The 24182-nt window shown below is 60.8% G+C and carries 17 protein-coding genes and 2 pseudogenes; 3 read left to right on the top strand and 16 right to left on the bottom strand.

The features are described from left to right. Positions 1 to 122: 122 nt before the first annotated feature. The 7 genes from MO767_RS29755 to MO767_RS29725 form a co-directional block, all read right to left on the bottom strand. Positions 123 to 1187, bottom strand: a complete 1065-nt coding sequence (locus tag MO767_RS29755; RefSeq protein WP_282483441.1) for an HlyD family secretion protein — start codon at positions 1185 to 1187, stop codon at positions 123 to 125. Positions 1188 to 1213: 26 nt separating this feature from the next. Continuing rightward, a complete protein-coding gene (locus MO767_RS29750; RefSeq protein WP_282483440.1) occupies positions 1214 to 2749 on the bottom strand; it encodes an MFS transporter in 1536 nt (511 codons plus the stop codon). Between the two features lie 219 nt (positions 2750 to 2968). Beyond that, entirely contained in the window at positions 2969 to 3889 is a 921-nt protein-coding gene (locus MO767_RS29745; protein WP_282483439.1) for a LysR family transcriptional regulator, read from the bottom strand. A 202-nt stretch (positions 3890 to 4091) separates the two neighbouring features. Continuing rightward, positions 4092 to 4958, bottom strand: coding sequence for an ABC transporter permease (locus MO767_RS29740; protein WP_282483438.1), 867 nt, complete (start codon positions 4956 to 4958; stop codon positions 4092 to 4094). Positions 4959 to 4978: 20 nt separating this feature from the next. After that, positions 4979 to 5839, bottom strand: coding sequence for an ABC transporter ATP-binding protein (locus tag MO767_RS29735; protein WP_282483437.1), 861 nt, complete (start codon positions 5837 to 5839; stop codon positions 4979 to 4981). A gap of 5 nt (positions 5840 to 5844) precedes the next feature. After that, positions 5845 to 6870 (bottom strand): ABC transporter substrate-binding protein, encoded by a 1026-nt coding sequence (locus MO767_RS29730; protein ID WP_282483436.1) that lies wholly within the window; start codon positions 6868 to 6870, stop codon positions 5845 to 5847. Between the two features lie 18 nt (positions 6871 to 6888). After that, a complete protein-coding gene (locus tag MO767_RS29725; protein WP_282483435.1) occupies positions 6889 to 7785 on the bottom strand; it encodes a TauD/TfdA family dioxygenase in 897 nt (298 codons plus the stop codon). A 329-nt stretch (positions 7786 to 8114) separates the two neighbouring features. Between MO767_RS29725 and MO767_RS29720 the strand changes: the two are divergent. Further along, a pseudogene (locus MO767_RS29720) lies at positions 8115 to 8195 on the top strand (hypothetical protein); the annotation flags it as partial. A gap of 44 nt (positions 8196 to 8239) precedes the next feature. On the opposite strand, the gene bcsC reads toward MO767_RS29720, so the two are convergent. The 9 genes from bcsC to bcsE are packed head-to-tail and all read right to left on the bottom strand — an operon-like array spanning position 8240 to position 21969. Then, a complete protein-coding gene (gene bcsC, locus MO767_RS29715; protein WP_282483434.1) occupies positions 8240 to 11716 on the bottom strand; it encodes a cellulose synthase complex outer membrane protein BcsC in 3477 nt (1158 codons plus the stop codon). Then, positions 11704 to 12819, bottom strand: coding sequence for a cellulose synthase complex periplasmic endoglucanase BcsZ (gene bcsZ, locus MO767_RS29710; protein ID WP_282483433.1), 1116 nt, complete (start codon positions 12817 to 12819; stop codon positions 11704 to 11706). The genes bcsC and bcsZ overlap by 13 nt, the downstream gene beginning before the upstream one ends. A gap of 4 nt (positions 12820 to 12823) precedes the next feature. Continuing rightward, positions 12824 to 15106, bottom strand: a complete 2283-nt coding sequence (gene bcsB, locus MO767_RS29705; RefSeq protein ID WP_282483432.1) for a cellulose biosynthesis cyclic di-GMP-binding regulatory protein BcsB — start codon at positions 15104 to 15106, stop codon at positions 12824 to 12826. After that, complete coding sequence (gene bcsA, locus MO767_RS29700; RefSeq protein ID WP_282483431.1) at positions 15103 to 17697, bottom strand: UDP-forming cellulose synthase catalytic subunit; 2595 nt, start codon at positions 17695 to 17697, stop codon at positions 15103 to 15105. Before bcsA ends, bcsB begins: the two co-directional genes overlap by 4 nt. After that, the gene (bcsQ, locus tag MO767_RS29695; protein ID WP_149631077.1) at positions 17694 to 18416 is read right to left on the bottom strand and encodes a cellulose biosynthesis protein BcsQ; all 723 of its coding nucleotides are present in this window, start codon (positions 18414 to 18416) and stop codon (positions 17694 to 17696) included. Before bcsQ ends, bcsA begins: the two co-directional genes overlap by 4 nt. Then, complete coding sequence (gene bcsR / locus MO767_RS29690; RefSeq protein ID WP_282483430.1) at positions 18413 to 18655, bottom strand: cellulose biosynthesis protein BcsR; 243 nt, start codon at positions 18653 to 18655, stop codon at positions 18413 to 18415. The genes bcsQ and bcsR overlap by 4 nt, the downstream gene beginning before the upstream one ends. Continuing rightward, positions 18625 to 20253: a cellulose biosynthesis protein BcsG gene (gene bcsG, locus MO767_RS29685; protein ID WP_282483429.1), complete on the bottom strand. Its 1629-nt coding sequence runs from the start codon at positions 20251 to 20253 to the stop codon at positions 18625 to 18627. The genes bcsR and bcsG overlap by 31 nt, the downstream gene beginning before the upstream one ends. Continuing rightward, on the bottom strand, positions 20240 to 20431 hold the full coding sequence (gene bcsF / locus MO767_RS29680) for a cellulose biosynthesis protein BcsF (protein WP_282483428.1): 192 nt from the start codon (positions 20429 to 20431) through the stop codon (positions 20240 to 20242). Before bcsF ends, bcsG begins: the two co-directional genes overlap by 14 nt. Further along, positions 20428 to 21969: a cellulose biosynthesis protein BcsE gene (gene bcsE / locus MO767_RS29675; RefSeq protein WP_282483427.1), complete on the bottom strand. Its 1542-nt coding sequence runs from the start codon at positions 21967 to 21969 to the stop codon at positions 20428 to 20430. The genes bcsF and bcsE overlap by 4 nt, the downstream gene beginning before the upstream one ends. A 590-nt stretch (positions 21970 to 22559) precedes the next feature. Between bcsE and MO767_RS29670 the strand changes: the two are divergent. Together MO767_RS29670 and MO767_RS29665 are read left to right on the top strand one after the other, a co-directional pair. Next, positions 22560 to 23581, top strand: a pseudogene (locus tag MO767_RS29670) (type I secretion C-terminal target domain-containing protein); the annotation flags it as partial. Positions 23582 to 23729: 148 nt separating this feature from the next. Further along, on the top strand, positions 23730 to 24068 hold the full coding sequence (locus MO767_RS29665; protein ID WP_056745772.1) for a hypothetical protein: 339 nt from the start codon (positions 23730 to 23732) through the stop codon (positions 24066 to 24068). Positions 24069 to 24182: the final 114 nt, after the last annotated feature.

The following is a 24182-nucleotide window of genomic DNA, read 5'->3' as shown; positions in this document are numbered from 1 at the left end:
AGGGCAAGACCTGTGGTGATTGTTCTGACGCTATCGCGAGCAAGCTCGCTCCCACCGGGGGATGCATTCCCTTGTGGGAGCGAGCTTGCTCGCGATGACGTCAGCTCGGCCAATAAAGCGCTTCATCGTTGAGCAACCTCATGCTCGCTCGCAATGGCAGTATCAATACTCGCCTCAACCGACATCCCCACGCGCAACCGCTCCGCCAATGCCTGACCCGGATCGAGGATGATTTTCACCGGAATCCGCTGCACCACCTTGGTGAAGTTACCGGTGGCGTTGTCCGGCTTGACCGAGGCGAATGTCACACCCGTGGCCGGTGCGATGCTCTCGACGCGACCGCTCAGGGCCTCACCGCCGAGGCTGTCGACACGCACTTGCACGTCCTGCCCCGGTTGCACGTCAGTCAGTTGAGTCTCCTGGAAATTGGCGATCACATAGGCCTGCGCAAGCGGCACCACCGCGAGGATTTTGCTCCCCGGCGTGACATAGGCGCCGACCCGAACCGCGCGCTCGCCGACCATGCCGTCCTGAGGCGCAACGATGCGCGTGTAGGACAGCTCGTAGCTGGCCATTTCCAGCGCCGCTTGCGCCCGTTTCAATCCTCCTTCAGCCGCGTCACGCTGAGCGGTGAGGATTTCAACCTGCTTGCGCTCCGCCGCCAGCACCGCCGTCACGTTCGCCAGCCGCGCGGCGGCCTGATCGATGCGAGTCCGCGCTTGTTGAGCGTTCTGCACCGTGCCGGCACCCACTCCGGCGAGGTGGTTGTAGCGATTCAATTCATGCTCGGCGAAGGCCATTTCCGCCTTGGCCGACACGACCGTGGCCTGGGCTTGAGCGATCACCGAAGCCTGGCGTTCAAGGGTCGCACGGGCATTTTGCAGTTGCGCCCTGGCCACCAGCGTTTCGGCGTCTGCCGCCTGGGCGGCGGCGCGCAGATCCCGGTCATCAATCAACGCCAGCAACTGCCCGGCCTTGACCTGCTGGTTGTCCTCCACCAGCACTTCCTTGATGAACCCGGCTACGCGCGGCACCACCAGCGTGAAGTCTGCCGAGACAAAGGCGTCATTGGTGTTCTGTTGCGTGCGCTTGCCAAACAGGCCGGGCGCCAGCAAATACACCAGCACACCGAGCGCCACCACCGCGGCGACGCCAACGGCCACTTTTTGCTTTGATTGAGTCGTCATAAAAACCTTCTGTTTCAGTGAAGCATTCAAGTCGGCGCGCGCGGCGGATAGATCCGCGTCGGCAGCCAGAAGATCAGCAGGATCAGCGCCAGTGCGACGCCGGCCATGCACAGATAAAGATCCGATGCCGCCAGCACCACGGCCTGCTCATGCAGCCGGTGGGCAAGGCCTGCGCTGTCGCTGTCGACCAGGGGTGAGTTGCCGAGGTTGTCCACCAGCATCACCGAGTGGAAATGCAGCCTTGAGGTGGTCAACGCCTCCAGCACACCGGTGGCGATCACCGCCGCCAGGCCTTTTACGGTGTTGAACCAGGCCGAAGCGAAGGGCCCTTCCATCGGGCTGATGCTGCCGGTCGAGAGCATCAACAACGGCAGCACCGCCATCGGCTGACCGAAGATTTGCAGCAGTTGCAGCACGTAGAAGTCGTCGCGAATCCACACCGACGTCAACTGCGACCCACCGATGCAGGACAGCGTCAGCATGCTCAGGCCGATCCCCAGCACCCAGCGGCAATCGACCCAACGCAGGTTGCACAGCGCCGCCACCAACGGCAGCGCGATCAACTGCGGTAACGCCGCCAGCAGCATGATCGGCGCGGTCTGAACCGGGCGATAACCTTGCACCTGCGCCAGGTAGCTGGACGGAATAATGATCACGGCCATCAACACCACCAGCACCCCAGCCAGAGTCAGCAAAGCGAATGACAGGTTGCGGATGCCGAGCATCTGCAGCTTGAAAAACGGCATCGGCTGCGACCATTCGTTGATCAGGAACAGCACCAACAGCAGCAACCCACCCCCAAGCAATCCGCAGATCAGGCTCGACTCGAACCAGTCCAGCCGATTGCCTTGCAAAAGGCCGATCACCAGCATGCAGATCGCCGGAAAACCCAGCAGCAAACCGCGCCAGTTGAATTGTTTGAAGCGTTCCAGGCGCAACGGGTCCTGGGGCAAGCCATAGGCCACCGCGACCATGGCGATCAGGCACGGTGCGATGATTTGCCAGAAGGTCCACTGCCATCCGACGTGTTCGGTCCACAGCCCGGCCAGCGGAGTGCCAAGCCCCGGGCCGAACGTCGCGGTCAGGGCGTAACCGGCCAGACCATAAAGCTTCACGTTGGCCGGTAAAAAGCGCAGCGCGACAGTCATCAGCATCGGCGGCAATGCACCGCCCGCCAGCCCTTGCATGGTGCGCATGACCAACAGGCTTTCATAGTTTGGAGCGAACGGGCACAACACGCCCAACAGGGTGAATGCGCTGATGGCACAGAGGGTGAACCGTCGCAGCGAGAACGTCACCGCGCACCATGGCGCGAAAGCCATGGCCGCTACAGAGGTCGCGGTGTAACTGGCGACCAGCCAGGTGCCTTCGTCGTAGCCGATGGCTAACGCGCCGCGGATGTCGGCCAGGGCAACCTTGGTCACCATCTCGTTCAGGCCCGACACCAGCACCGCCAACAACACGCCCACCAGACCGATGATGATCCGCGGACCAAAGACCGGTGGCGTGACGGCAGCCGGGCTGGCCACGGCAAGAGGTGCCGTGACCGTGAGGGAAGTCATGACTGCAAGCTCCGGGGTTTGAATACCGAAGCATTTTAAGAAGCGCGGGACCTTACGAAAATTGACTTATTGGCAGCTTATAAGTGCGCTGAACGCAGCAATACAAATCCCTGTAGGAGCGAGCTTGCTCGCGATAGGGCCATAAAATTCAACATCCATGTTGACTGATCCACCGCTATCGCGAGCAAGCTCGCTCCCACAGGGGGACAGCGTTCAATTTCACGCGGGTTGTGCTGCCAGCCACGTCTCGTCACAACAGGCTTTTAGGGTTTCACGCAACCAGCGGTGCGCCGGGTCTTTGTCGAAACGTGGGTGCCAGGACTGGGTCAGCATAAGGGTCGGCAGCGGAATCGGCAGGGTGAAGGAGCGCAACTTCAGGCCCAGGCGCTGGACGCTCAGCAATGCTTCCTTGGGCACCGGCAGAATCAAATCGGAATCAGGCAAGGCAAACATCGCCGCGTGAAAACTGGGTGCAATCACCGCCACCCGCCGCTCCAGCCCCAAGGCGTTGAGCGCGGTATCGATCGGACCACGGGCGATGCCGCGACGGGACATGCTGATATGGGAAAACCCGGCGAAACGTTCGGCCGTGATCTCTTCGTCGAACAGCGGATGATCTTGGCGAACCAGGCCAACGAAATGAGTAGAGAACAGGTTCTGAATCTTCACTTCCGGGGTCAACGGCCGGGTATTGCTGATGCTCAGGTCAATCCGCCCTTCACGTAGCGCTTCGTCATCGCCATCGCCTTCCGGCACAAAACGCAGTTCGCAGTGGGGCGCCTGGCGATCCAGGGTGTCGAACAGTTTCCCGCCGTAAACGCCGACGAAAAAGTCATTAGCCCGAATGCTGAACCGACGGCGCAACGTGCCCAGTTCCACCGCATCAGCCGAGCGAAACAACAACGCGGCCTGCTCCACCACGTCACGCACTTGCTCGCGCAATTCCAGCGCCTTGGGCGTCGGCACCAAACCGCGACCGGCGCGCACCAGGATCGGATCGCCGAGGGCTTCGCGAATGCGCGTCAGCGTCCGGCTCATCGCCGCCGGGCTGAGGTTCATCCGCCGCGCGGCGCCCACCACACTGCCCTCGTCGAGCAACGCATCGAGGGCGACCAACAAGTTCATGTCCGGGAGTTGCATGCTGAGCACTCGTGTCTGATCTGGATTGATGCAGACGCAATGCTAGCAAACATACCCGAACCATGTGGTGGCAGGTCTGGCCCCATCGCGAGCAAGCTCGCTCCCACAGGGGATCTTCAGGGGTTGCAGATTATGAATACGACAAAGACCCCATGTGGGAGCGAGCTTGCTCGCGATGGGGCCGGAACAGACACCGCAAATCTTACCGCTGCATCCCCCAACGCTTCACCGTGACCCGCTCCAGCGTGCTGAACACCAGGTTTTCCACCAGCAAGCCGATCAGGATCACCACCGCCAACCCGGCAAACACCTTGTCGGTGTACAGCTCGTTGCGGTTCTGGAAGATGTACCAGCCCAAGCCGCCCTTGCCGCTGGTGGCACCGAACACCAGTTCGGCGGCGATCAGTGTGCGCCAGGCGAAGGCCCAGCCGATTTTCAGCCCGGCGAGAATCGATGGCAGTGCTGCCGGAATAAGGATGAACAGGACGAAACGCATGCCTTTGAGGCCGTAATTGCGCCCAGCCATGCGCAGGGTTTCCGAGACGCCGAGAAACCCGGCATAGGTGTTCAAGGCCAGCGCCCAAAGCACCGAATGCACCAACACGAAAATCAGACTGTTCTGTCCCAGACCGAACCACAGCAGTGCTAACGGCAACAACGCAATCGCCGGCAGCGGGTTGAACATTGAGGTCAACGTACTCAACAGGTCGCGACCGAACTGCGTCGACACCGCCAGCGTGGTCAGGGCAAACGCCAGCACGATGCCGATCAGGTAGCCCTTGAGCAACACCACCAGGGAAATCCACACCTTGCCCAGCAACTCGCCACTGAGCAAACCGTCGCACAGCGCACTCCCGGTTTGCAGAAAACTCGGCAGCAGCAGGTCGTTGTTCTGAACGCGGGCAACCACCTCCCACAGCACCGCGAGCAACATCAGGATCAGGCTTTTGCGTAACCAGCCTTGTTGCCACAGGCGCTGACCGAGCGGCAATTCACGCTCCAGCGGCACACTCGTCAGCGGTTGCAACACCGTTTCAAATTCTTCACGCGGGGATGATAAAAGGCTCATCGGGCACTCCTCTCAATGGCTCAATAAGCGATGCGGATGTCGGAGAAATCCAGCTCACGCTCGGCTTGCGGGGACTGACCTTCATCGAACAACAACCGATGAATGCGTCGCGCAGATTCCTGGAACGCCACGCCGCCGAGGCTGTGCAAGTCGTATTGATGGCTGTGGACTTCTGCCCGTACCCGCCCCGGATGCGGCGACAGCAGCAGGATTCGATTGCCCACCACCAGCGCTTCTTCGATGGAGTGCGTGACGAACAGCAGCGTGAAGCGCACTTCTTCCCAGAGCAGCAGCAATTCTTCCTGCATCTTGCGGCGGGTCAGTGCATCCAGGGCGGCGAAGGGTTCGTCCATCAAGAGGATTTTCGGCTGCATGGCCAACGCCCGAGCAATCGCCACGCGCGCTTTCATGCCGCCGGACAAGGTGTGCGGGTAGGCGTCGGCAAACGCCGCCAGACCAACCTTGTCCAGGTAGTGCAGCGCTCGTTCCTCGGCCTCTTTGCGCTTGAGGGTTTTCGAGGCAAGCAGCGGAAATATCACGTTCTGTTTGACGGTTTTCCACGGCGGCAGTTGATCGAATTCCTGGAACACTACGATCCGGTCCGGCCCCGGGGCATGAACGGTTTGCCCCTGAAGACGGATTTCCCCTTCACACGGCTGGATGAACCCGGCGACCGCCTTGAGCAACGTTGATTTGCCGCAACCGGACGGACCGAGTAGCACAAAGCGGTCTGCCGGATCGATTTCAAAACTGACTTGATGGGTCGCTCGAACCACCCGCTGGGGCGTGCGGTATTCGAGGCTGACATTGTCGACCGACAGCAGCGCCTGGGCTGCCGCGATCGGTTTGCTGACCGTGTGGCCTTGCAAAGGGGCGTTCATGTCGGTCAGCTCCCTTGCAGCGGTTTGGCGTCCTGGAAAAAGTAGTCCTTCCACGAGTCCGGTTTGTTTTTGATCGCGCCGACTCGGTAGAGGAACTCGGCCAGCGGGTAAGTATTCTTCGGCGTGACGCTGAATTCGAACTGCGGGTTATCGATGATTTTCAGCAGCGCAGCACGGTCGATTTTCGCCTTGGTAACGCGGATGTAGGTGTCCGCCGCCGCGCCTTTATCGTTCTGGGCAAACGCGGCCGCCTCAGTCAGCGCCTGGACGAACGCCTTATAGGTTTTCGGGTTCTCGTCGCGGAATTTCTCGGTGGCGAACAGCACCGTCGGCGAGTTCGGGCCGAGCACGTCATTGGAATTCAGCACAACGTGGACGTTAGGGTTGGCCAGCTCTTGATCCTGGAACGGCGGGTTGGAAAAGTGCCCGGTCAACTCGGTGCCGCCGGCAATCAGCGCCGCCGTGGCATCGGGGTGCGGAACGGCGATGGTGTACTTGTCAAGGCGATTGAATTCCTTGTCGCCCCACTGCTTGGCGGCCGCGTATTGCAGGAGGCGCGACTGCACCGACACGCCGACCGCCGGCACCGCGATGCGGTCCTTCTCGGTGAAGTCAGCGATGGTTTTGACCTTGGGATTGTTGCTCACCAGGTAGTACGGGAAGTTGCCTAGGGAGGCGACGGCTTTGACGTTCTGCTTGCCGTGGGTGCGGTCCCAGATGGTCAGCAACGGACCGACGCCTGCACCGGCAATATCAATCGAGCCGGAGAGCAACGCATCGTTGACCGCCGCCCCGCCGGAGAGCTGAGTCCAGTCGACCTTGATGTCGATGCCTTCCTGCTTGCCGTACTTCTCGATCAGGTTTTGATCGCGCACCACATTGAGTAGCAGGTAAACGATGCCGAACTGCTCGGCGATGCGGATTTCACCTTCAGCGTGGGCCACGGTCGGCGCCACCAGGCTGCCGGCGATCAAGCTGAAACCCAGGCCGATGGCCGCGGCCAACGGTGCAAATGGAAGACGTTTGGACATGAGAGTTTCTCCGACAAATCAGAAAGGCGCGTCGCCCTGGATGGTGGTGCGAAACAACTTGCGGCGCAGGTAGCTCGGGCATCCGGCGGCGAGATGAATCAGCGAACGGTTGTCCCAGAACACCAGGTCGTGGGCCTGCCATTGATGGCGGTAGATGTTTTGCGGCAGCACGCTGTGGGCGTAGAGCTCGTTGAGCAGTTGCTTGCCTTCGTCTTCCGGCAAACCAACGATGCGCGTGGTGAAACCCTCACTGACGAACAATGCTTTGCGACCGTTTTCCGGGTGCGTGCGGACGATTGGATGAACCACTTCGGCGACCTGAGCCAGCTGCTCGGGCGTCAGGGTCGGGCGCCAGTTGCCTTCGAATTTGGTCTCGCTGTAACGCGCCGTGTAGGAGTGCGCGGCCGATCGGCCTTCGACGGCTTTGCGCAGCGCTTCGGGCAGGTTGTCCCAGGCTTTGTGCATATCGGCGAAGAGCGTGTCGCCGCCCTCGGATGGCAGCTCCTGGGCGTGCAGCATCGAGCCCAGGCTTGGCAGTTCTTTATAGGACAGGTCGGAATGCCAGAACTTGCCGGCGTCGCCGAGGCCGATGGACTGGCCGTTTTCGATGATGTTGGAAACGATGAGGATTTCCGGATGCCCGGCCAGCAGGAATTGCTTGAGCACGTGGATCTGCAGCACGCCGAAACGGCGACTGAAAGCGATGTGCTGCTCGGGGGTAATGCGCTGGTCGCGGAACACCACGACGTGATGATCCAGGTGCGCGCGGTGAACGTGGGATAAGTCCTGATCATTGATCGGGCGGGACAGGTCGAGGCCGATGATTTCGGCACCGACGGCGCCACTGAACGGGCGGATGTCGAAGGTTTGCGGCGCGATGTTCGCGACGCTAGAGGAAGCCGTTGCTACAGACATAAATCACTCCCACGCACGGCACGCTCAAAGGCGCGCGCGTCGATCAAGAAACTCACGGAGGTCCCGTGTTGGTTCGTGTCGTGCGGCGCGCCGATTGGTCGGCAGGTACGCAGGGGGATGACTTTATAGGTATAAGAACGTGAATTTAAATACCGTTATCGAATAACGATATGACTTTTGAGGTGTGTTGCCTTTTGGGCCTCGCCTTCGCGAGCAAGCCTGCTCCCACAGGGGTAATGTGGTCGACAAATCCAATGTGTGGGGCTTGCTCGCGAAGGGGCCATCAGCCCCAAAATAGACCGCCGCGAGGCGTTGCTTGAGGCGTTCTCCGAAAAGACAACAGCAAGCTCATTAGAGGTGTCTGCCGTCAGTTCGTCTGGCTGTGTCAGCAGCTGGGATTATTCGGAGAAAATCAGCTTGTGCCTTGCCCAAGTCCCGCTTGAGCAGAAATAGACTAGCGCATATCCGCATAAGGCGACATCGGCTCCACCGGTAGCGGCAGGTTGCCTTGCCAAGGGTCAAACGTGTAGCGCAAGTAAAGCAAGGCGCGACTCGGTGCATAGCCCTCGCTGTGCTGCCAAGTGATGCCGGTACCCAGCACCAGGCTGTCGGAAAGGCGACGCTCCACGAGGCCCTGGAGACGGAAATTGATGCCGTTGCTGCTACTGCCACTCTTGGTCTGGGACGGGTTGTCCACCAGGGTCTGATTCGATTGCGCTAGCAGGTTTTGCAGTTCGGCTTCGCGATTGTCTTTGGGGTAGAGGTCAGAGCCGTCGATTTTCGCAAACGACCAGCCCACCGAGCTTTCGAGCAAGGCCGACCAGTCAGCGTTGCGCCAGGCATAGTTCACCGGCACGCTGACCGAGTAGTACTGCTGTGGGCTGTAATAGCCGCCCTGGCCGAGGGTGAGTTCGCTTAAGTCCTTGTCGTACCCCATGTACATCAGGGTCAGGCCAGTGCGCAGACGTTCGTCGGCACGTTCCACCAGGCGATAGTAATAGCCACCCATGGCTGTGCGTCGCTGATTGTTCTCAACGTTCTGGCCCACTAACCAATGACTGCTCAGGCTTGCCCACACGCCATCATCGCCGCCTTGGTCATGGCTCAGTCCCAGGGTGAAGCCGTTGGCCGTAACCCCGCCCCACTTGGTTCCGGTGACCGGATCGACCGCACCGGCATACGACACCAGTGAGTTGGTCAGGGGCCGCCGCGATACCGTGAGGCGGTAGCCCAGGCTGCTCCAGTCACCGCTGTAGGTGACACCGCCTACCCAGTTGGACACCGTGAATTCTTGTGGCGTATGGCCAAGGTCGAAGGCCCAGCGATCATCGTGCCAGCCCATGCCCAGCAGGGTGCCGCGCACGCTCTGCGGAGCGGTGGCACAGCCACCCTGCACCACCGCGCACAAGCCGAACTGGTCGGTGCTGGAAAAATTGCTGACATCCAGATCGATGTCTTCGGCCTGAACGAAACCCTGTCCTTGCGCCACCGGCGCGTCGATGCGCAGGATGGTGGTTTGGGTGGTCAGGTCCGAAACCCCCGATGAGCTGTTGTCGGTGCGCCAGGCGAGGTCGTGGTACAGGTTCACCGTCGGGTTCTGCTTTTGGTACAGCTCGTCGACGTCGCTGCGGATGCTGCGCTGCAACCAGTCATCGCTGTCCTTGGCACGGCTGGCCAAGGTCATGGCACGGTTGTCGCGCGGTTCGGCCTGTTGCGGTTCGATCATCCTTGCCGCGCCCATGCTGCGCGCATAGTCATCCAGAGCCCGCTGCGGCTCTTCTCGGGACAGCAGACGCGCCGCATCCCGGTAGACCAGCGGATTACTTTGCGGGGTCTTGAGCAACTGCGCGAACAGCGCGTTCGCACGAGTCTTGTCGCCCAGCGACGCCCAGGCATTGGCCAAGCGACGCTGGAACGACGCATCGGCCGGTACTGGCGCAGTCACTGTCATAAGGCTGGCCTTGGCGGCGTTTGGCTGACCGCGGGCGATCAGCACTTCGCTCAGGCCCAGTTGGGCCTCGGTATTTTTCGGCTCGCTGGCCAGCACCTTGCGGTAGCGGCTTTCGGCCTGCGCGAGGTCGCCACGCTGCTGGGCCCAGTCGGCCAGGGTCAGGTAGTCGTCAGTGGACGGCGCGCGCATCAGCAGCGCTTCGGCCTGAGCCTCATGGCCGCCGTCGCGTAGTGTCCGGGCCTTCGCGAGCAACTGGCGACGCTGCAGACGTGCCCACAGCTCGTTCATGTTGCCGCTCCAGGCGGCGCGAGGGATCTGTTGCAGACTGCCCACGGCATCGCCGTCACGATCACCATTGGCCAGAAACAGGCCGTGGGCATAGCGCGCCTCGGTGTTCTGGCCCTGACGTTGTAACAGCCAGTGGAAGCTTTGATCGGCCTCGGTATTGAGGCCCAGTTCGCGCTGGGCATTGGCCAAGCGGTACACCAGCCAGGGATTGTCCGGGTCCAGCACTCGAGCCTTGCTCAAGGCTACCGTCACCTGCGCCCAATCGCTGCCTCGGGTGGCGTCATCGGCTTGCGCATTGAGGCGATCCAGCGTCAGTCCCCGACGCACGCCTTGGAACTCTTGCTGCTCCTTGGGCGTCAGGCTGTCGAGGTAGTGCTCGGCCTTTTCCGGTGATTGCGACTGGTACAGACGGACCATCGCACGCACCACGCTTGCGTTGTTCGGATCGAGCTTGCGCGCCTGCACCAACAGGGCTTCTGCGGTGATGTCATCTGATTCGCCCCGGGCAGCGTAGGACAGGCCGATCAGCGGCGCAGGATCGTCCGGCTTGGCTTTGGCCGCCTGCCGATACCACTTTTTCGCGACGGGATAATCCTTTCGCTCAAGGGCTTCATCACCCTTTTGCAACAGCATCCACTGGTAGTTGGCAGCCTTGAGATCCTGCCACTTGGTCATCCAGTCGGTGTCCTGCTCGATGGCCGAGGCCTGGACGAAAGTGTTGTATGCCGCTTCGTGCTTGTTCTGGCGCATCAGCAAAATACCCAGCGAACCGAGCAGGCTGGAGTCTTGCGGATAACGCTTGATCGCCCGACGCAAACTGGCTTCAGCGCCGACGTTGTCGCCGGCTTCGAGCAATGCCTTGCCTTTGACTCCGGCCTGCCAGGCCGGATCAGCCAGGTATTGCTCCTGCTCATGCAACTGTCTGGTCGCGTCAGCGTGCAAGCTGGCGTAGGGGTAGAACTTCAGAAAAGTCCGCCAGCCCTGCGCGGTTTCGTGCCCTACCGGCTGCTTGAGCCAATAGTTGTATTCGCGCTCGGCAGCGTTATTGCTGGCGTTCGGATCACCAGCCAATTGATGCAGGACGTCCAGCGCCTCGGGATCACGTTTTTCGGCAAACAACAGGCCGGCCAAAGTCTGGCGCAGCGAGGCATTGCCGGGATACTGCCGGTCCAACTCGCGCAACTGCTCTATCACCACCGGGCGCTCAGCCTTGATGCCCCTACGCACGTTCAGGTATTCCAGGGTCGTGGCAAAGTCCGGCATGTCATCGCCGAACAATTGCCGATAGGCTTTGACCGCGTCTTCGGAACGGCCGGCGACGGCCAGCAGGCGCGCCTCCTGCAGAGCCCTCTGACCATCGGTGCCGTGCATTTTCAGCAAGCTCTCGGCCCGACGCAGGGCCGCAGTGCCTGGCGCCTGCTGGCGCAGTTGGGCGACCAGGCGTTCGGCTTCCGGCTGGTTCTTTTGCAACAGTGCCTGGCGGACTTCAACGACTTTCACCAGCGGATTGTCCGGGGCGATCAGCTCCAGACGAGCCAACGAGTCATGCACCAGGTCTTCGCGGTACAGAGCCTCACCAATGCGGACTTGCTCCAGCAGCCATTGCTGCTGGTCGGGCGGACTGAGAGGCTGACCCAGGGCGACCCCATAAACGCTGCTCAACAGCAGTCCAAAACCGGTCATTTTGTGCATGCGGCAGTCCAGTTTGGCACGAGGTACCCGTTTTTATCGAAGCGATAACGTTGTTGGTCCCAGCCCTGCCCGAACAGCGTCAGCGACTGGTTGTAATAGGCACCCGCCAAGGGCGGCTGTTGTTGCAAGCGTTGGCGCTCAGCCTTGAGGGCACCCGCACTGTCCGGGCTTGCGGCCAGCAACGGCAGCAATGCGGCACTGAAGCCGACCGGGGCGATGCCATTGTCGAGGCCGGTGGTGATGTCGACTTTTTCCGGCACATGGCCCAGCCGCGCAGTCAGGTCCAGCATGGGTTTGAAGTGCTCGATCAACCCGGCGCGCCCCGGCGCATCTTTGTCCAGCATGCCCAGCCAGAGGTAGACGCGAATGGCGTCATAGCTTCCAACACTGCCCTTCTGACTGTCCACGGCCCAACCCTGACCGGCTTTCCACAGTTGCCAGTCGGATGCCAGGCCCTTGGGCGAACTTTCGATCAGCAGGCGCTCGGTGTTGCTCGCCAGCTCCGCCCAAATCGGTGCTTCCTGGGCGAAGCGTGCAAGCAATTGCGGTGGCAGATAGCTGGCATTCAGACGCCAACCCTCGGCATTGTCGAACCCGACGTCGCCGGGCAACAGCATCAGACCCAGGCCCGGTAGCTTGCGCAGGCTTTGCGCAGCACTGCGCCAGAGCAGGTTACGGCCCAATGCCAGGTAAGTCGGTTGATGCCACAGACGCCCAGCTTCCAGCAGGCTATAGGCGATCCACAAATCGGCGTCGGTGGCATTGTTGCTATCAAGTACCTGCCAGCGGCCAGTTTTTTCGCGGCCCCACTGCCACGCCGGTAGCTGCCGGTTAAGGTCTCCGTCGGCCAGATTGTCCTGGGTCCAGCGCAGCACCTGGGCGAAGCTTTTACGGTCATTGCCCAGCAGGGCGAAAAACAGCCCGTAGCTCTGCCCTTCAGACGTGGAGATCAACTGCTCCGAGGAGTGGTCAATTACCCGTCCGTCCGGACTCAGCATGGCCTGGCGATAATTCTGCCAGGCCGGCCAGGCGCATTCCGCAGCACCAGCAGAGCTAGGCGCTATGATGATCGTGGTCAAAGCCAGAGTGAGGAAGGCTTTCACCCGACTACTCCTGGCCAGCCAGACGACGACGGGCAGCCCAACGTAATGCACGCCACAGCAGGAAAGCCGTCAGCAGCACACTGATGGTGGCCATGGTCGCCAGCAGGATCGGGTGCTCGGACAATTGGTACCAAAGCAACAACCACCACGGAAGATGGCCGACGAAGTACTGCTGGCCCACCCAACTGCTGCCTACGCCACTGCTGCGGATCAGGGCCACGGAACCGGTAACGGCGTCTAATTTTCCAGTGTCGCCCAAGGTGTCGCGCAGCAGTTGGTAATCGGCGTCATCACTGGCCAGCAAGGCCACAATGCTGCGCTGTGGGTGATACGGCGACTGCAAGCCGACGATGGCGGCGATCGGTGCATGGGCGCTGACGTCGACGCGGTTGGCACCCAGGTCGCGCTCATCGCTGAACTGGCCGACGCGGGCCGATTTACCGTTCTGCTCATTGGACGGTTTGAGTAGCCAGGCACGCGTCTTGTCCAGCACCAGATTGGCATCGGCACCATCGCCCACCCCCGCCGCCATGGCGCCGAAGACCAGCAGATCGACATCTGCCTTCGCGTCGTCCCAGTTGTCCGACAGCCGCAAGTCAAACGCTGGCAGGCCTGAGCGCGCGGAGATTCCAGCAATGGTCTCGAACAGAGTGCTCAGTTGCACAGGTCGACTGTGGGCCGGGACCATCACCAGGGTTTCCGACAGGTCAGCCATCCGGCTGTATGGAAAACCGCCTCGGGCAAAGGCGCGCAGGTCTGGCATGGCGATGTAGTGATAGTAGCCGGACAGGTCAATGGTCGACTCTTCATCGATCACGGCCTGGTTATTCACCGGCAGCGAAGTCTGGCAACGGTCGCGCTGGGCACTGCCATAGGTACTGGCGAAGTTGAAGTCAAAACGCAGGGTGTTACGGTCGCCAATCTTAAGCGCCGGCACCAGCAGCTTGTCGCTGAGGTTAGCCGACTCGTTGGACAACACTGCCAGGCGCAACTCCTCCAGACGACTGTCGGTCTTGCTTTGCAGCGGCAGGCTGGTGATGAACTGGTTGTTCAGGCTGATGGTCAAGCGCGACTCGTCGTTGACCGACGGTGGCGTATAACGGAACTTGGTTTGCAGCGGAATCCCTTGGTTACGCCAGACGAACAGGTCAGGCGGCAGATTCACGTCCACCGTGATGGGCCGTGGCTGCAGACCGTTGGCCTGAAGCTGCTCGGGGTACTTGATCAACTCGGCGAAGCGTACCGAGCGGTCCGTGCGCATCCAGTTCGGCGCGTCATAAGGCACCCGGGGTTTGAGCTGCTCGACCTTGTTGACGGTAACGTTCGAGCCACGAAACGCGCCTGCGCCCAAGGCCAGGGCGCGGGCGGCCATAGCCAGATCATCGTCGTTTCGACCCAACACCAGCAACACCTTGCTGTAGGGATCCTGCGGGTTGTCGATCATCTGGACAACGGGCGCATCCACCACCGGGAACTTGTCTGTGTCAGCCAGGAAGGACGGGCGATGATCGTTGGTGGCGAAAACAATGGCCGACCTGGCGCGATGGTGTTCATCGGCGGGCGGAAGCTGGTCGAAGAGAACGGGGAACTGCGCACCACGCCAAGCGGCCTGGCTGCCGAAATAGGACGCCAGGATACCGGCTGCACGCTGCTCGCCCAGGGTCGGCGCATCGGCGAAGACCAAATTGAGGACCGGCTTGTCCTGACCTCGAGTATCGAAGAAAGGCATCGGGAAATAGGCCAGGTCGTTCTTGAGCGTCAGTGCCTGCTCTTGCAACTGGATCTGGCTACTGCGCCCCACGTTCAACCATAGCGTGCTGTTGGCCGGATCTTCGCAGATATCGGTGTAGTGACCGACGAACTCCAGGCGTACGCGGTTGAAGTCCGCAATCAGACGCGGGTCCAGGGCTACCGATTGGTTGACCTTCTTGCCCAATTGGTCCTTCTCGATTGGCACAACGCTCATCAGCACGTCATTGAGATACACACGTAAATGCGAGATCTGTGGCAGCAGCGAAGGCGACGGCGTGTACTCCAGCTGCAGTTTCGCGTCGCTGGCGATGCGATCACGGCGCAGGCTGAATTCGATCTGGTCGCTATTGTGGATGCCCAGCAATAGGCTGTCGGCGGGACGGCCCAGCTGTTCGAAGGTGTACGCGGTGCTCCAGCTCGGTACGTTGCTGACCGCAGCCGACGCGACAGGCGCAAGTGCGGTGGCGGCCTGGGCGCAACCGGCGGCCAGGAGCGCCAGACTGGCAACAAGGGATTTGCTGAAGTAGCGGCTCATGGTGCGCTCACTGATCGAGAGTTGGGAGTTGGGGCAGTTGCCGGCATGCGCGGCAGAAAACTGGCCAGCCAGCGCAACATTCGCAAAGGCGGGCCGGCGATGCGGCGGATCCAGGCAGGCAGGTATTCGTAGAGGCGGTAGTAACCGGTGCCGCCCAGTTTGACGATGTCCAAAAAGCTCTGCAGCGGGCGATCCGGGGTGAAATTCTCGTCCCAGTTGAGCCAGGCGTCGGCGCGGGCGAACGTGCACTGCACAAAGTCGATTTTCTGTTGTGCATTGAGGCCGGTGAAGCTGATGCCGATGAAGTTCTTGTGGCTGCGGCAGATATAGCCCGGGAACATGAATTCACGAGTGCCGCGCTTCATAATCAGCGAGATGCTCCCGCCCACCGCTAGCGACAGCGAGGTGTCGAGCTGGATGCCTGCGCCACCGTCGGAATAGTCCTGCAACATGCCTGGGTAAGAGTGACCACTTTCAAGGCGCACTGCAGCGGGTAACTTGACGTTTACACGGTGGGTCTGGCGAACCTGGCGCGCTTCAGCGGCGACCGCCATGGCGGCCCCAATGATCACCAGGTTGTAGACCACCCAGAGCATGCTCACCACAACGGTGACAATCTCGTCGCGGGGCCCGCAGATCAGACGCCAGATGGCAAAACCCAAGCCGGTAATGTTTATCAACGACAGTAGCAAGTACGGTTGGGCGATTTTCCAGTCAAACTGGTTGTGCTCCATCAGGCCGCCCTTGGCGGTGACGTTGAACTTGCCCTTACTGGGGTTGAACAGTGCCACGGTAGTGGGACGCGCGATGTACCAGGCCAGCACGGTCTCGTACACCTCACCCCAGAACGTCCGACGATAGGCGCCCTGCATCCGCGAGTTGGTGAGGCTTGCGTGAATCATGTGCGGCAGCACGTACAGCAGGATCATCAGCGCCGGGGCGTAGATGATGTAGGCATGCAGGAACAAAAACGCCATCGGCGCCATCAGAAACACCAGGCGCGGCAGGCCGGCCAAAAAGTGCATCATCGCGTTCGCGTAGCAGATGCGCTGGAAGAGGGTCAGGCCTTTTCCGAGCAAGGGGTTGTCGGTACGGAATATCTGCGCCATGCCACGGGCCCAGCGAATGCGCTGGCCGATGTGTGCTGACAGACTCTCGGTTGCCAGGCCGGCCGCTTGCGGCACCTTGATATAGGCCGAGTTCCAACCGTTGCGGTGCAGGCGTAGCGCCGTGTGGGCGTCTTCGGTAACTGTCTCGACGGCAAAGCCGCCGATCGCGTCCAGCGCGGTGCGCCGCAGCACCGCGCATGAGCCGCAGAAAAATGCCGCGTTCCACATGTCGTTGCCATCCTGAATCAACCCGTAGAACAGCTCACCTTCGTTGGGGTGCTCGCGGAACACATTGAGGTTGCGCTCAAAGGGATCCGGTGACAGGAAATGGTGCGGGGTCTGCACCAGCGCCAGTTTCGGATCACGCAAAAAGCCCCCGGTGGTGATTTGCAGAAATGAGCGCACAGGTATGTGGTCACAGTCGAAAATGGCGACCAGTTCGCTGTTCAGCTGCTTCAGCGCATGGTTGAGGTTACCGGCCTTGGCGTGACGATTGTCGTTGCGAGTGATGTAGCCCACTCCGACTTCAGCGGCGAACTGGCGGAAACTCTCGCGTCTGCCGTCGTCGAGAATGTAGATGTTCAGCTTGTCGGCCGGCCAATCGATGCCCATGGCCGCGTACACGGTACCCCGCACGATTGACAGGTCTTCGTTGTAGGTCGGGATCAACAGGTCGACGCTGGGCCACAGGCGCGTGTCGCGGGGCAGCGGCGCCGGTTTGCGGCCCAAGGGCCAGCAAGTCTGGATGTACCCCAGGATCAGCACCACCCAGGAATAAGTTTCGGCCACCAGCAGGATCATCCCGCAAGCCAGGTCCAGAGGCTGGTTCCAGTTCAGGGTCGAGGTGTAGCGCCACCACAGGTAACGGCACGAGACGATGGTCGACAACACCACCATCAGCAGCGTCGAAAAGCGTCCCGGAACCCGCCGCACCAGCATGGCCAGCCCCCACAGCAGCAAGACGAACACCAGTTGGGCGACGTAGCCGAAGGGCTCGGTGATGCACAACAATGTAAAAATGAAGGCGACGACACCGATGGCCAAGTTGACCCATCGTTGGTTGCGACGGTCCAGGCCTTTCCACCAATGGCTGCTCTGGCGAATCTGCTGGCTGGCCTCGGCGCGCACGGGCAGTTCTTCCAGCGCCTTTCCGATCCGGGTCCACAGCCGCAGGTATAGCGCCCCGACGGCTTTAAGCCAGGCTGGGGTCGCCAGCGTCCACGCCGGCGGCCTGGTCGGGCGAACCAGCAGCAGCCAGAGGCTTTGCACCGCATAGCGCAACGGGTCGCCCAGGCTCGGTGCCTTGTTGGTCAGTTGCGGATACCAGCGCTTGGGCTGATCGAGCACAGCGCGCCAGTTGGGTGACTCCAGGCGCAACAGCAGCCACGCCAGGGCGCTCATTGTCGCCAGCAGCAGCGCAACTGGCGGCGCACAGTCATAGCGCCGCCGCAGGTGAACATAAGGGAAAACGCGGGCGATCATACCGTCTCCAGGCGTCGGGTCAGGCACCAGATGGCCAGACTCAACACATCCTGGGCAGCCAGGCTGGCTTCGGCATAAGCTCCCACCGGCTTCTTGAACGCCAACGCTTCGCGCATGGCTTCATCCTGATGCACGCTGAGTGGCAACAGGCGGGCACCATATTGTTTGCGCCAGATCAGCAGCAGGTCGCGCTGCAATTGGCTGACCGGGTCGAAGCGGTTGATCAGCAGATGCTCGCTGGGGACTTCTCCCTGCTGCAACAGCACATGGCAGGCGGCATCCGCCTCGACTATCCGCAGGCGCAACGCACAGGGCCCAATACGAGCATGACCGGGCAATCGCAAGGGCACATCGAACAGGATCCAGTCAAAGTGTTCGGCAAGGCTGGCCTGTCGGCGGCGCCACAGCTTCGGCTCCCTGAGCAGGTGTTGCTCGATTTGATCCTGCTCTTCCAGTTTCAGGCGACCATAAGGCAACACGTTCAATCCCGGCTCCACGGTCCAGGCCTGTGTGTTCCAACCCACACCGTCGATCATGGCGCGCGCCCAGCCGCCGGGCTCGCTGACGCTGACGCCGAAGTGCAGGCGAAGCAGGTTCTCCGGACACATGTCGACCAGCAGCACACGCTCGCCGAGACTATGCAATGCATGACCAGTGGCCGCTAGCAGTGAGCTGGTGCCGACGCCGCCGCGCAGACCACGCAGACTAAGGGCGGTCACGACAGCGTCTCCAATTCGGACTCATGCACCATTGGCAGGACCGCCGGTTGCTGGCGCTCCATCTCCGCCAGCAGCGGCCAGCGATGTAGGGCTTTTTGCAATTCGATCTGCGCAGAGATGTCCACGTAGTCCAGTTCGGGCAGCTCAAGCTCCAGTTTCAGGCGGGCGATGTCATCGGCACGATCCGCACGCGACTGCACCCCGGCCTTCACTTGAAGCGCTGTGGGTAGGGCAGCCATCCTGCTTTCTCCTTGATCCGTATGTAAGGTTTTCCGGCGTAGTCAACGACCACAGTGCCAGCGTTTTCGGAGACTGCCGCCGTCTGCGGCAGGTTTCTCAGCAGTGCCGGCCAGTTGGGACCCTGGCCATCCGCCTGGGGTTGGGCGCTGTACAGACGACTGATGATTTCCGACAGGGCCAGGAAACTACTTGGCTCGGTGATGTGCAGTGGTGTGGCATTGGGGTTGCGGCCCATGCCCACCAGCTTGATGCCGACCGGCACATGGGTGATGGACTGGCTCGGTATCTCGCGCATGCCGGATATCTGCATGCGGTCGCCATGCAGCGCCGCGCCATGCTCCGGCACAATCACCACCACCACCCGACGGCCACTGAGCTCCAGTTGTTTAATGAAGCCATTGAGGTCGTCGATCAGCCCTTGGGCACGCGGTTTGTAATCACTGCTCTTGGTGCCGCCATCGGCGGTCAACGCACGGTTGCCGTCATGCAGCGTGGTGGTGTTGTAGAACAGCGCCACGCGATCGCTCTTTTCTTCTTCGCGGTGCTTCCACCAGGTGTTCAATACCTGAGCATCGCGCAGGATCGGCGAACCGTCGAAGCCCACCAGTGCACGCGGCAATTTGCTGGTACTGACGGCGGGGGCCGGCAACGAACCTTGGGCGCGGACTTCGTCAAGGAAGCCTTCGAACTGCCCGGTGTGGTTGAGCATCACTTCGCTGGAAAAGCCCAGCTTGCTCAAATCGTCCATCAACATGCACTGCTCCGGGGCAGTGCCGTAGAGCTGGCTGTGCGGAACCTGCCCACAACTGGCGCGCAACAGGCGGATGGCTGCCGGGCCGCTGTAGGAAGTGGCCGAGTTGAAGCTGTCGAAAATCACGTCCATCTGCTGGAACAGCGTGTTATCGCGCAGGTCCACGGCTTCCAGATCATCCCAGGCCATGGAACAGATATTGATCAGCAACAGGTCGAAAGGCTGCACGGCAGAAGTCGCAGGCTTGAACTCCACCTTACGTCCGGCCTCGTTGCTATAGAACTTCTGCAGGTAGGCTTCCAGTGTCGCGCTGTCCGGGACGGCCGTGCTCACCGCAGCCATGGAGGCGCCACTGGCCGGCGCCGCGACCGGCTCGCTGCTGGTATGCAGGGCCAGCACATTGGCGCTGGCCAGCCAGGCCAAACCCAGCACGCTCAAAGTGGTCAGGCGCAGCCAGTGACGGACGAAGGCATAGAGCACCGCCAGCACAGCCAAGAGCGCGCACAGGTTCCAGTCGATGAAACGACCCGCCAGCTCGACCACGTATGCGCCGCTGAAACTCATTACACCAGGCTGGGCCAGCAGGCGGCTGAAAGGGGGCAGCCAGGTATCCTGGTAAAACAGCGCAACGCCCACGGGGATCGCAATGACCGTGCGCAGGATACGCAAATAACGATGCGGCAACGGCAGCAGCAATGTCGCAGCGAACACCAGGTTGGGCAATACCTGCAGGTTCAGGTAGCCAGCCCACAGCAGTACGAACTTAAGGATGAAATACAGATTCCAGGGACCCAGGCCCGGCCAGACGCGCACTGACGCCGGGTTAATGACTTCATACCGGCTCATGGGGCTCGCTCTGGGCAGGGACGCGACGACGCACGCCGCAGGATTTCAGGTAACGCGGGGGCAAGAGGCCCTGCACGACGGCCAGAAAATGGCGACCGAACCTGATCAGTACCACGATCAGTGCCAAGGTCAGCAGGCTGCTGAGGCCAATCACCTGGATTAGCTCGGAATAACTCATGAACAGGGATCCGTAATGGGTAGTGTGGTGCGTTGAGGCGAATAGGCGCCACGCCCAGCGGCTTTGGCGGAACTACCGGCTGTGCGCTCTTCTGCCAGAAGGAACGCGGGAGGCAGCAAGGCTGCCATGAGGAAGTCCTCGCGCGGCAACGCTTCAACGCCGGGGAGAATCTCGAAGTCGCTGAACAGATCGCGCCAGGCCAGCCGGCAGATATTCCCCAATGCGGGTTCCAGCCCGTCCGCGCGACAGGCAAACAGGAACAGATAAAAGGCACCGTTGACCACGCAGGCGACGTCACCGAAACGACGCAAGCTGATTTGATTCAAGTACTGCTCGATTTCCAGGCCACCGCGCGGTATCAGTTTGAGCAGTTGATGGCTGATTTCGCCAGAGGCGCCGCTGTAGACGCGCTCCACCATGCTGATGAATTCCCGGGGCGCTAACAGGCCACGCTCGGCGGGCGGCCGCAGGCGTTCGAATAGCGATTGGAAGTCGGTGGTGCGGCTCCGGCGCCAGACCTGGCCCTGGGCACTGTCGATGATGCTGAAGAAGTGTGCCAGCGTAGTCCCATAGGGCACGGTGATGTTGGCGCCGCAGGACACCAGCAGACGCTCGTCCCGATAACGCAGGCAGGGCTCCATCTCGCGTACGATGATCTTCAGCGCGATGCCGCAGCGCTCGCGCAGGGCGTGAATCTGACGGGCCAACTCTTCGACCTGCAGGTTGTTGTCGATGGCCACGATGATGCTGGCACCACGAGCGTGGCTGGCTTGCTGGAGCAAGTCCTCGCGGTTCTCGAACAGCCTCCATTGATCCGACATCGGCGGCGAGCCCTCAAGCACAGAACGCTGGGTCAGGTAGATCCGCTGGTCATCGGTATGGGTCAGTTGCACATTGGCCTGCTCATTGACCGATAGCGCAAAACCGTCCACCTGCAACTCGAGCTCGAACTCCTGCCCGCTGCACACGCCCAGTTCGCTGTGCCAGTAGTGCAATTGATAGCGAATACCACCATCACGGCGATAGAGCTGAGCGAGCCCGGAGATCGTATCGTTGAGCCGCAACAAACGATCATGCAGCTGAGGCGTCTGGCCATGGCTGATCACCAACAGGGGGCATTGGCGTGCGCCCAGCCATTTCCTCAGGGACAGGCAGCAATACCGCAGCTCTGGCGCGACGTCGCTCTGCCAAGCGCTGTCCGGCAGCATCAGCACAATGGTAGTGCCAGCAACCGGAGCAGCACGGGTCAGCTCGCCGACCAGCGATTTGAGGGTCAGGCCGATATCGTCTTTTTTGATGTCAAACAGCTTCAGTTGACCAGGACCGGTATCTGCCGCCAGCTTCTGGGCCAGGTCCTGACTTGAATGTCCGCAGCACACTAACATCCCTCGCGCATTGGCCGGCATCGCTGCCAGGCACTGGACCGCCAGCGCGGCAGAATCGCTCGCCTGATCCACTGCCACCCAATAAAGCCCGCCGTCGCGCAACAGGATCTGCTCATCACGCAGATGGCGAATGGCTAAGGTGACCTGACTCAATCGTAGTTCCCTTCTCTTTGAACCGGATGCGGCACGATCAGCACCTCCTCTCCGGTAAAGCTTTGCAAGAGTGTCATTTTTCTGACGAACAATAAGCACTCCGAGCCAGGCTCAGTGTCAGGATTAATCAGCAAAAATAGGATGTTGCACTGCCAGGTAACCCCCTGTGGTGCTCAGGGCGTCAGCTTTCAAAGCAATATAGAGCCGCAGGAAGTTGATGAGACATCGTATTCTCCGCCGATCACCACTCCCGGAACTCTCATACACCTCGAAATGGCGCGCAATTGTTATGATGTCGGACTGCTAGTGTCAATAAGTCGTAAGCAATGAGGTCAATTATTGCGGACAAACGGTGACGCTTGAGATTTCGCCGTTTTTTTGGCGACCAGGTGATCAGCCCAATTTCAAGCTGGTTGCTGACATCCGTAGCCCATACGCTTGAGAGCCGTATTGAGGGTGTTCTCGCTGATCCGCTTTGATAGGTCACTGCGATGCGACAGCAAAAAACGCTGTGCTGAACGCCTGCGCCTGAGCAGCTCACGGACTATCGCTCTGCTGATAGGCATTACCACTGATCAGATAGGAGGCCTTCCGGCGGCGGTACCCACTACGAGGACGTGTTCAAAACCACGGCCAACTGGTTCCAGAGCGCCGATACAGTTGCCAACAAGGGCGCGACGAACCTCACGTACTTCATCACCGACGGCAAACCGACTTACTACCAGAGTGATGAATCGACAACCCGAATCTGTATAACGGCGCCAAACTCGCCAGCGTAATCACCACCAGCAACTCCCAGTGGGGCAAAGCGATCAGCCTGTACCCGGACAGCAACCACCAGATCGATCTCACCGCTTCGGGCAACGTCACAGTCTGGACCAAGTCCGGCGACAGCTGGTCATATAAAGATTTCGGCACACTGCACGCCCAAGGCGATGGTACGGATGAGTTCTCGTCCCGCGGTGGCAACGGCAGCAGCACCGGCTCCAGCGCCATCGACAACTCCACCGACAGCTTCGCGTTGCTAAGCAAGGTGTAGACGGTAGAAGCCATCGGCATAAACAAGGATGTCACCCTTGGCGATCTGAAGCCGTACGACTCGGATAAAACACCGCAAACCAACATCGATCCCAAAGACCTGGCCAACTCGATCATCGGGCACACCGAAGCGACGATGCCTGGCGCCGACACGGTCAATGACGGCGGCAAGGGCAATGACATCCTGCTCGGTGGCACGGGGAAAGACTCGCTGATCGGTGGTTCGGGTGCCGACACCTTCGTCTGGAAGGCTGGCGACACCGGCAGCGACGTGATCAAGGACTTCAAGGCCAGCGAGGGCGACCGCATCGACTTGCGCGATCTGCTGCAGGGTGAAACCGGCAGCACCATCGACAACTTCCTGAAGATCACCACCGTGGATGGCGTTTCGTCCCTGCAAGTCAGCTCCGCCGGCAAATTCAACGGCGCCGACGCCGCAGCGGCAGCGGCAGCGGCAGCGGCAGCACCGGATGTGACGATCAAGCTGGAAGGCAACAACTGGTCCAGCGCCAACATTAACTCGTTGATTGCCGGCAGTGACCCGACCATCAAAATCGATCACAACAACAGCTGATCCAACGAAAAACGGCCGCCCTTATGGGGCGGCCGTCACGCTTGCGTACATCACCCCGGTGACGATTTCGTCGCCGCACCGCATACTCGCGCCCAGTTGGCCTATGCTGCTGACAGCATGACGCTGGTCCATTTCCGAGGGATGTTCAATGTTCTACGTGCAACGCGATGCGCAAGGCCAGTTAGTGCGCGTGGAAGCCGCAGCCTACGCCGAGGCCACTGAAACACTGCCGGCCGACCACCATGAAATCCAGGCCTGGTATGCCAATGAAGTAGTGGAAACCAGCCTCAAACAGCTCAAGCAGAGCGACCTGGAAATGATCCGGGTACTCGACGACTTGATCCAGGTGTTGACCAGCAAAGGCGTGATCCGCGTCACCGACCTTCCGCCGGCCGCACAAGCCAAGCTGATGGACCGGACCCAGGCCCGTGAGGCGTTGGGCGGGTTGAGTCAACTGATCGATGATGATGAGACGGGGTTGATCTAACTCCTAACCTTGCATCGTTTGCACTGACGTCATCGCGAGCAAGCTCGCTCCCACAGGGTTTTAGGTTGGCCACAGGTTTTGTGCTCAACATCGATCCACTGTGGGAGCGAGCAT

It is taken from the genome of Pseudomonas sp. UYIF39 (genome assembly GCF_029963765.1).
Lineage (GTDB): Bacteria > Pseudomonadota > Gammaproteobacteria > Pseudomonadales > Pseudomonadaceae > Aquipseudomonas.
This window is presented reverse-complemented; position numbering and strand designations above follow the sequence as displayed.

Bases quoted from the DNA above. Each gene is read 5' to 3' on its own strand.
- MO767_RS29755 (WP_282483441.1), bottom strand. From the start codon at position 1,187: ATGACGACTCAATCAAAGCAAAAAGTGGCCGTTGGCGTCGCCGCGGTG.
- MO767_RS29750 (WP_282483440.1), bottom strand. From the start codon at position 2,749: ATGACTTCCCTCACGGTCACGGCACCTCTTGCCGTGGCCAGCCCGGCT.
- MO767_RS29745 (WP_282483439.1), bottom strand. From the start codon at position 3,889: ATGCAACTCCCGGACATGAACTTGTTGGTCGCCCTCGATGCGTTGCTC.
- MO767_RS29740 (WP_282483438.1), bottom strand. From the start codon at position 4,958: ATGAGCCTTTTATCATCCCCGCGTGAAGAATTTGAAACGGTGTTGCAA.
- MO767_RS29735 (WP_282483437.1), bottom strand. From the start codon at position 5,839: ATGAACGCCCCTTTGCAAGGCCACACGGTCAGCAAACCGATCGCGGCA.
- MO767_RS29730 (WP_282483436.1), bottom strand. From the start codon at position 6,870: ATGTCCAAACGTCTTCCATTTGCACCGTTGGCCGCGGCCATCGGCCTG.
- MO767_RS29725 (WP_282483435.1), bottom strand. From the start codon at position 7,785: ATGTCTGTAGCAACGGCTTCCTCTAGCGTCGCGAACATCGCGCCGCAA.
- bcsC (WP_282483434.1), bottom strand. From the start codon at position 11,716: ATGCACAAAATGACCGGTTTTGGACTGCTGTTGAGCAGCGTTTATGGG.
- bcsB (WP_282483432.1), bottom strand. From the start codon at position 15,106: ATGAGCCGCTACTTCAGCAAATCCCTTGTTGCCAGTCTGGCGCTCCTG.
- bcsA (WP_282483431.1), bottom strand. From the start codon at position 17,697: ATGATCGCCCGCGTTTTCCCTTATGTTCACCTGCGGCGGCGCTATGAC.
- bcsR (WP_282483430.1), bottom strand. From the start codon at position 18,655: ATGGCTGCCCTACCCACAGCGCTTCAAGTGAAGGCCGGGGTGCAGTCG.
- bcsG (WP_282483429.1), bottom strand. From the start codon at position 20,253: ATGAGCCGGTATGAAGTCATTAACCCGGCGTCAGTGCGCGTCTGGCCG.
- bcsF (WP_282483428.1), bottom strand. From the start codon at position 20,431: ATGAGTTATTCCGAGCTAATCCAGGTGATTGGCCTCAGCAGCCTGCTG.
- MO767_RS29665 (WP_056745772.1), top strand. From the start codon at position 23,730: ATGTTCTACGTGCAACGCGATGCGCAAGGCCAGTTAGTGCGCGTGGAA.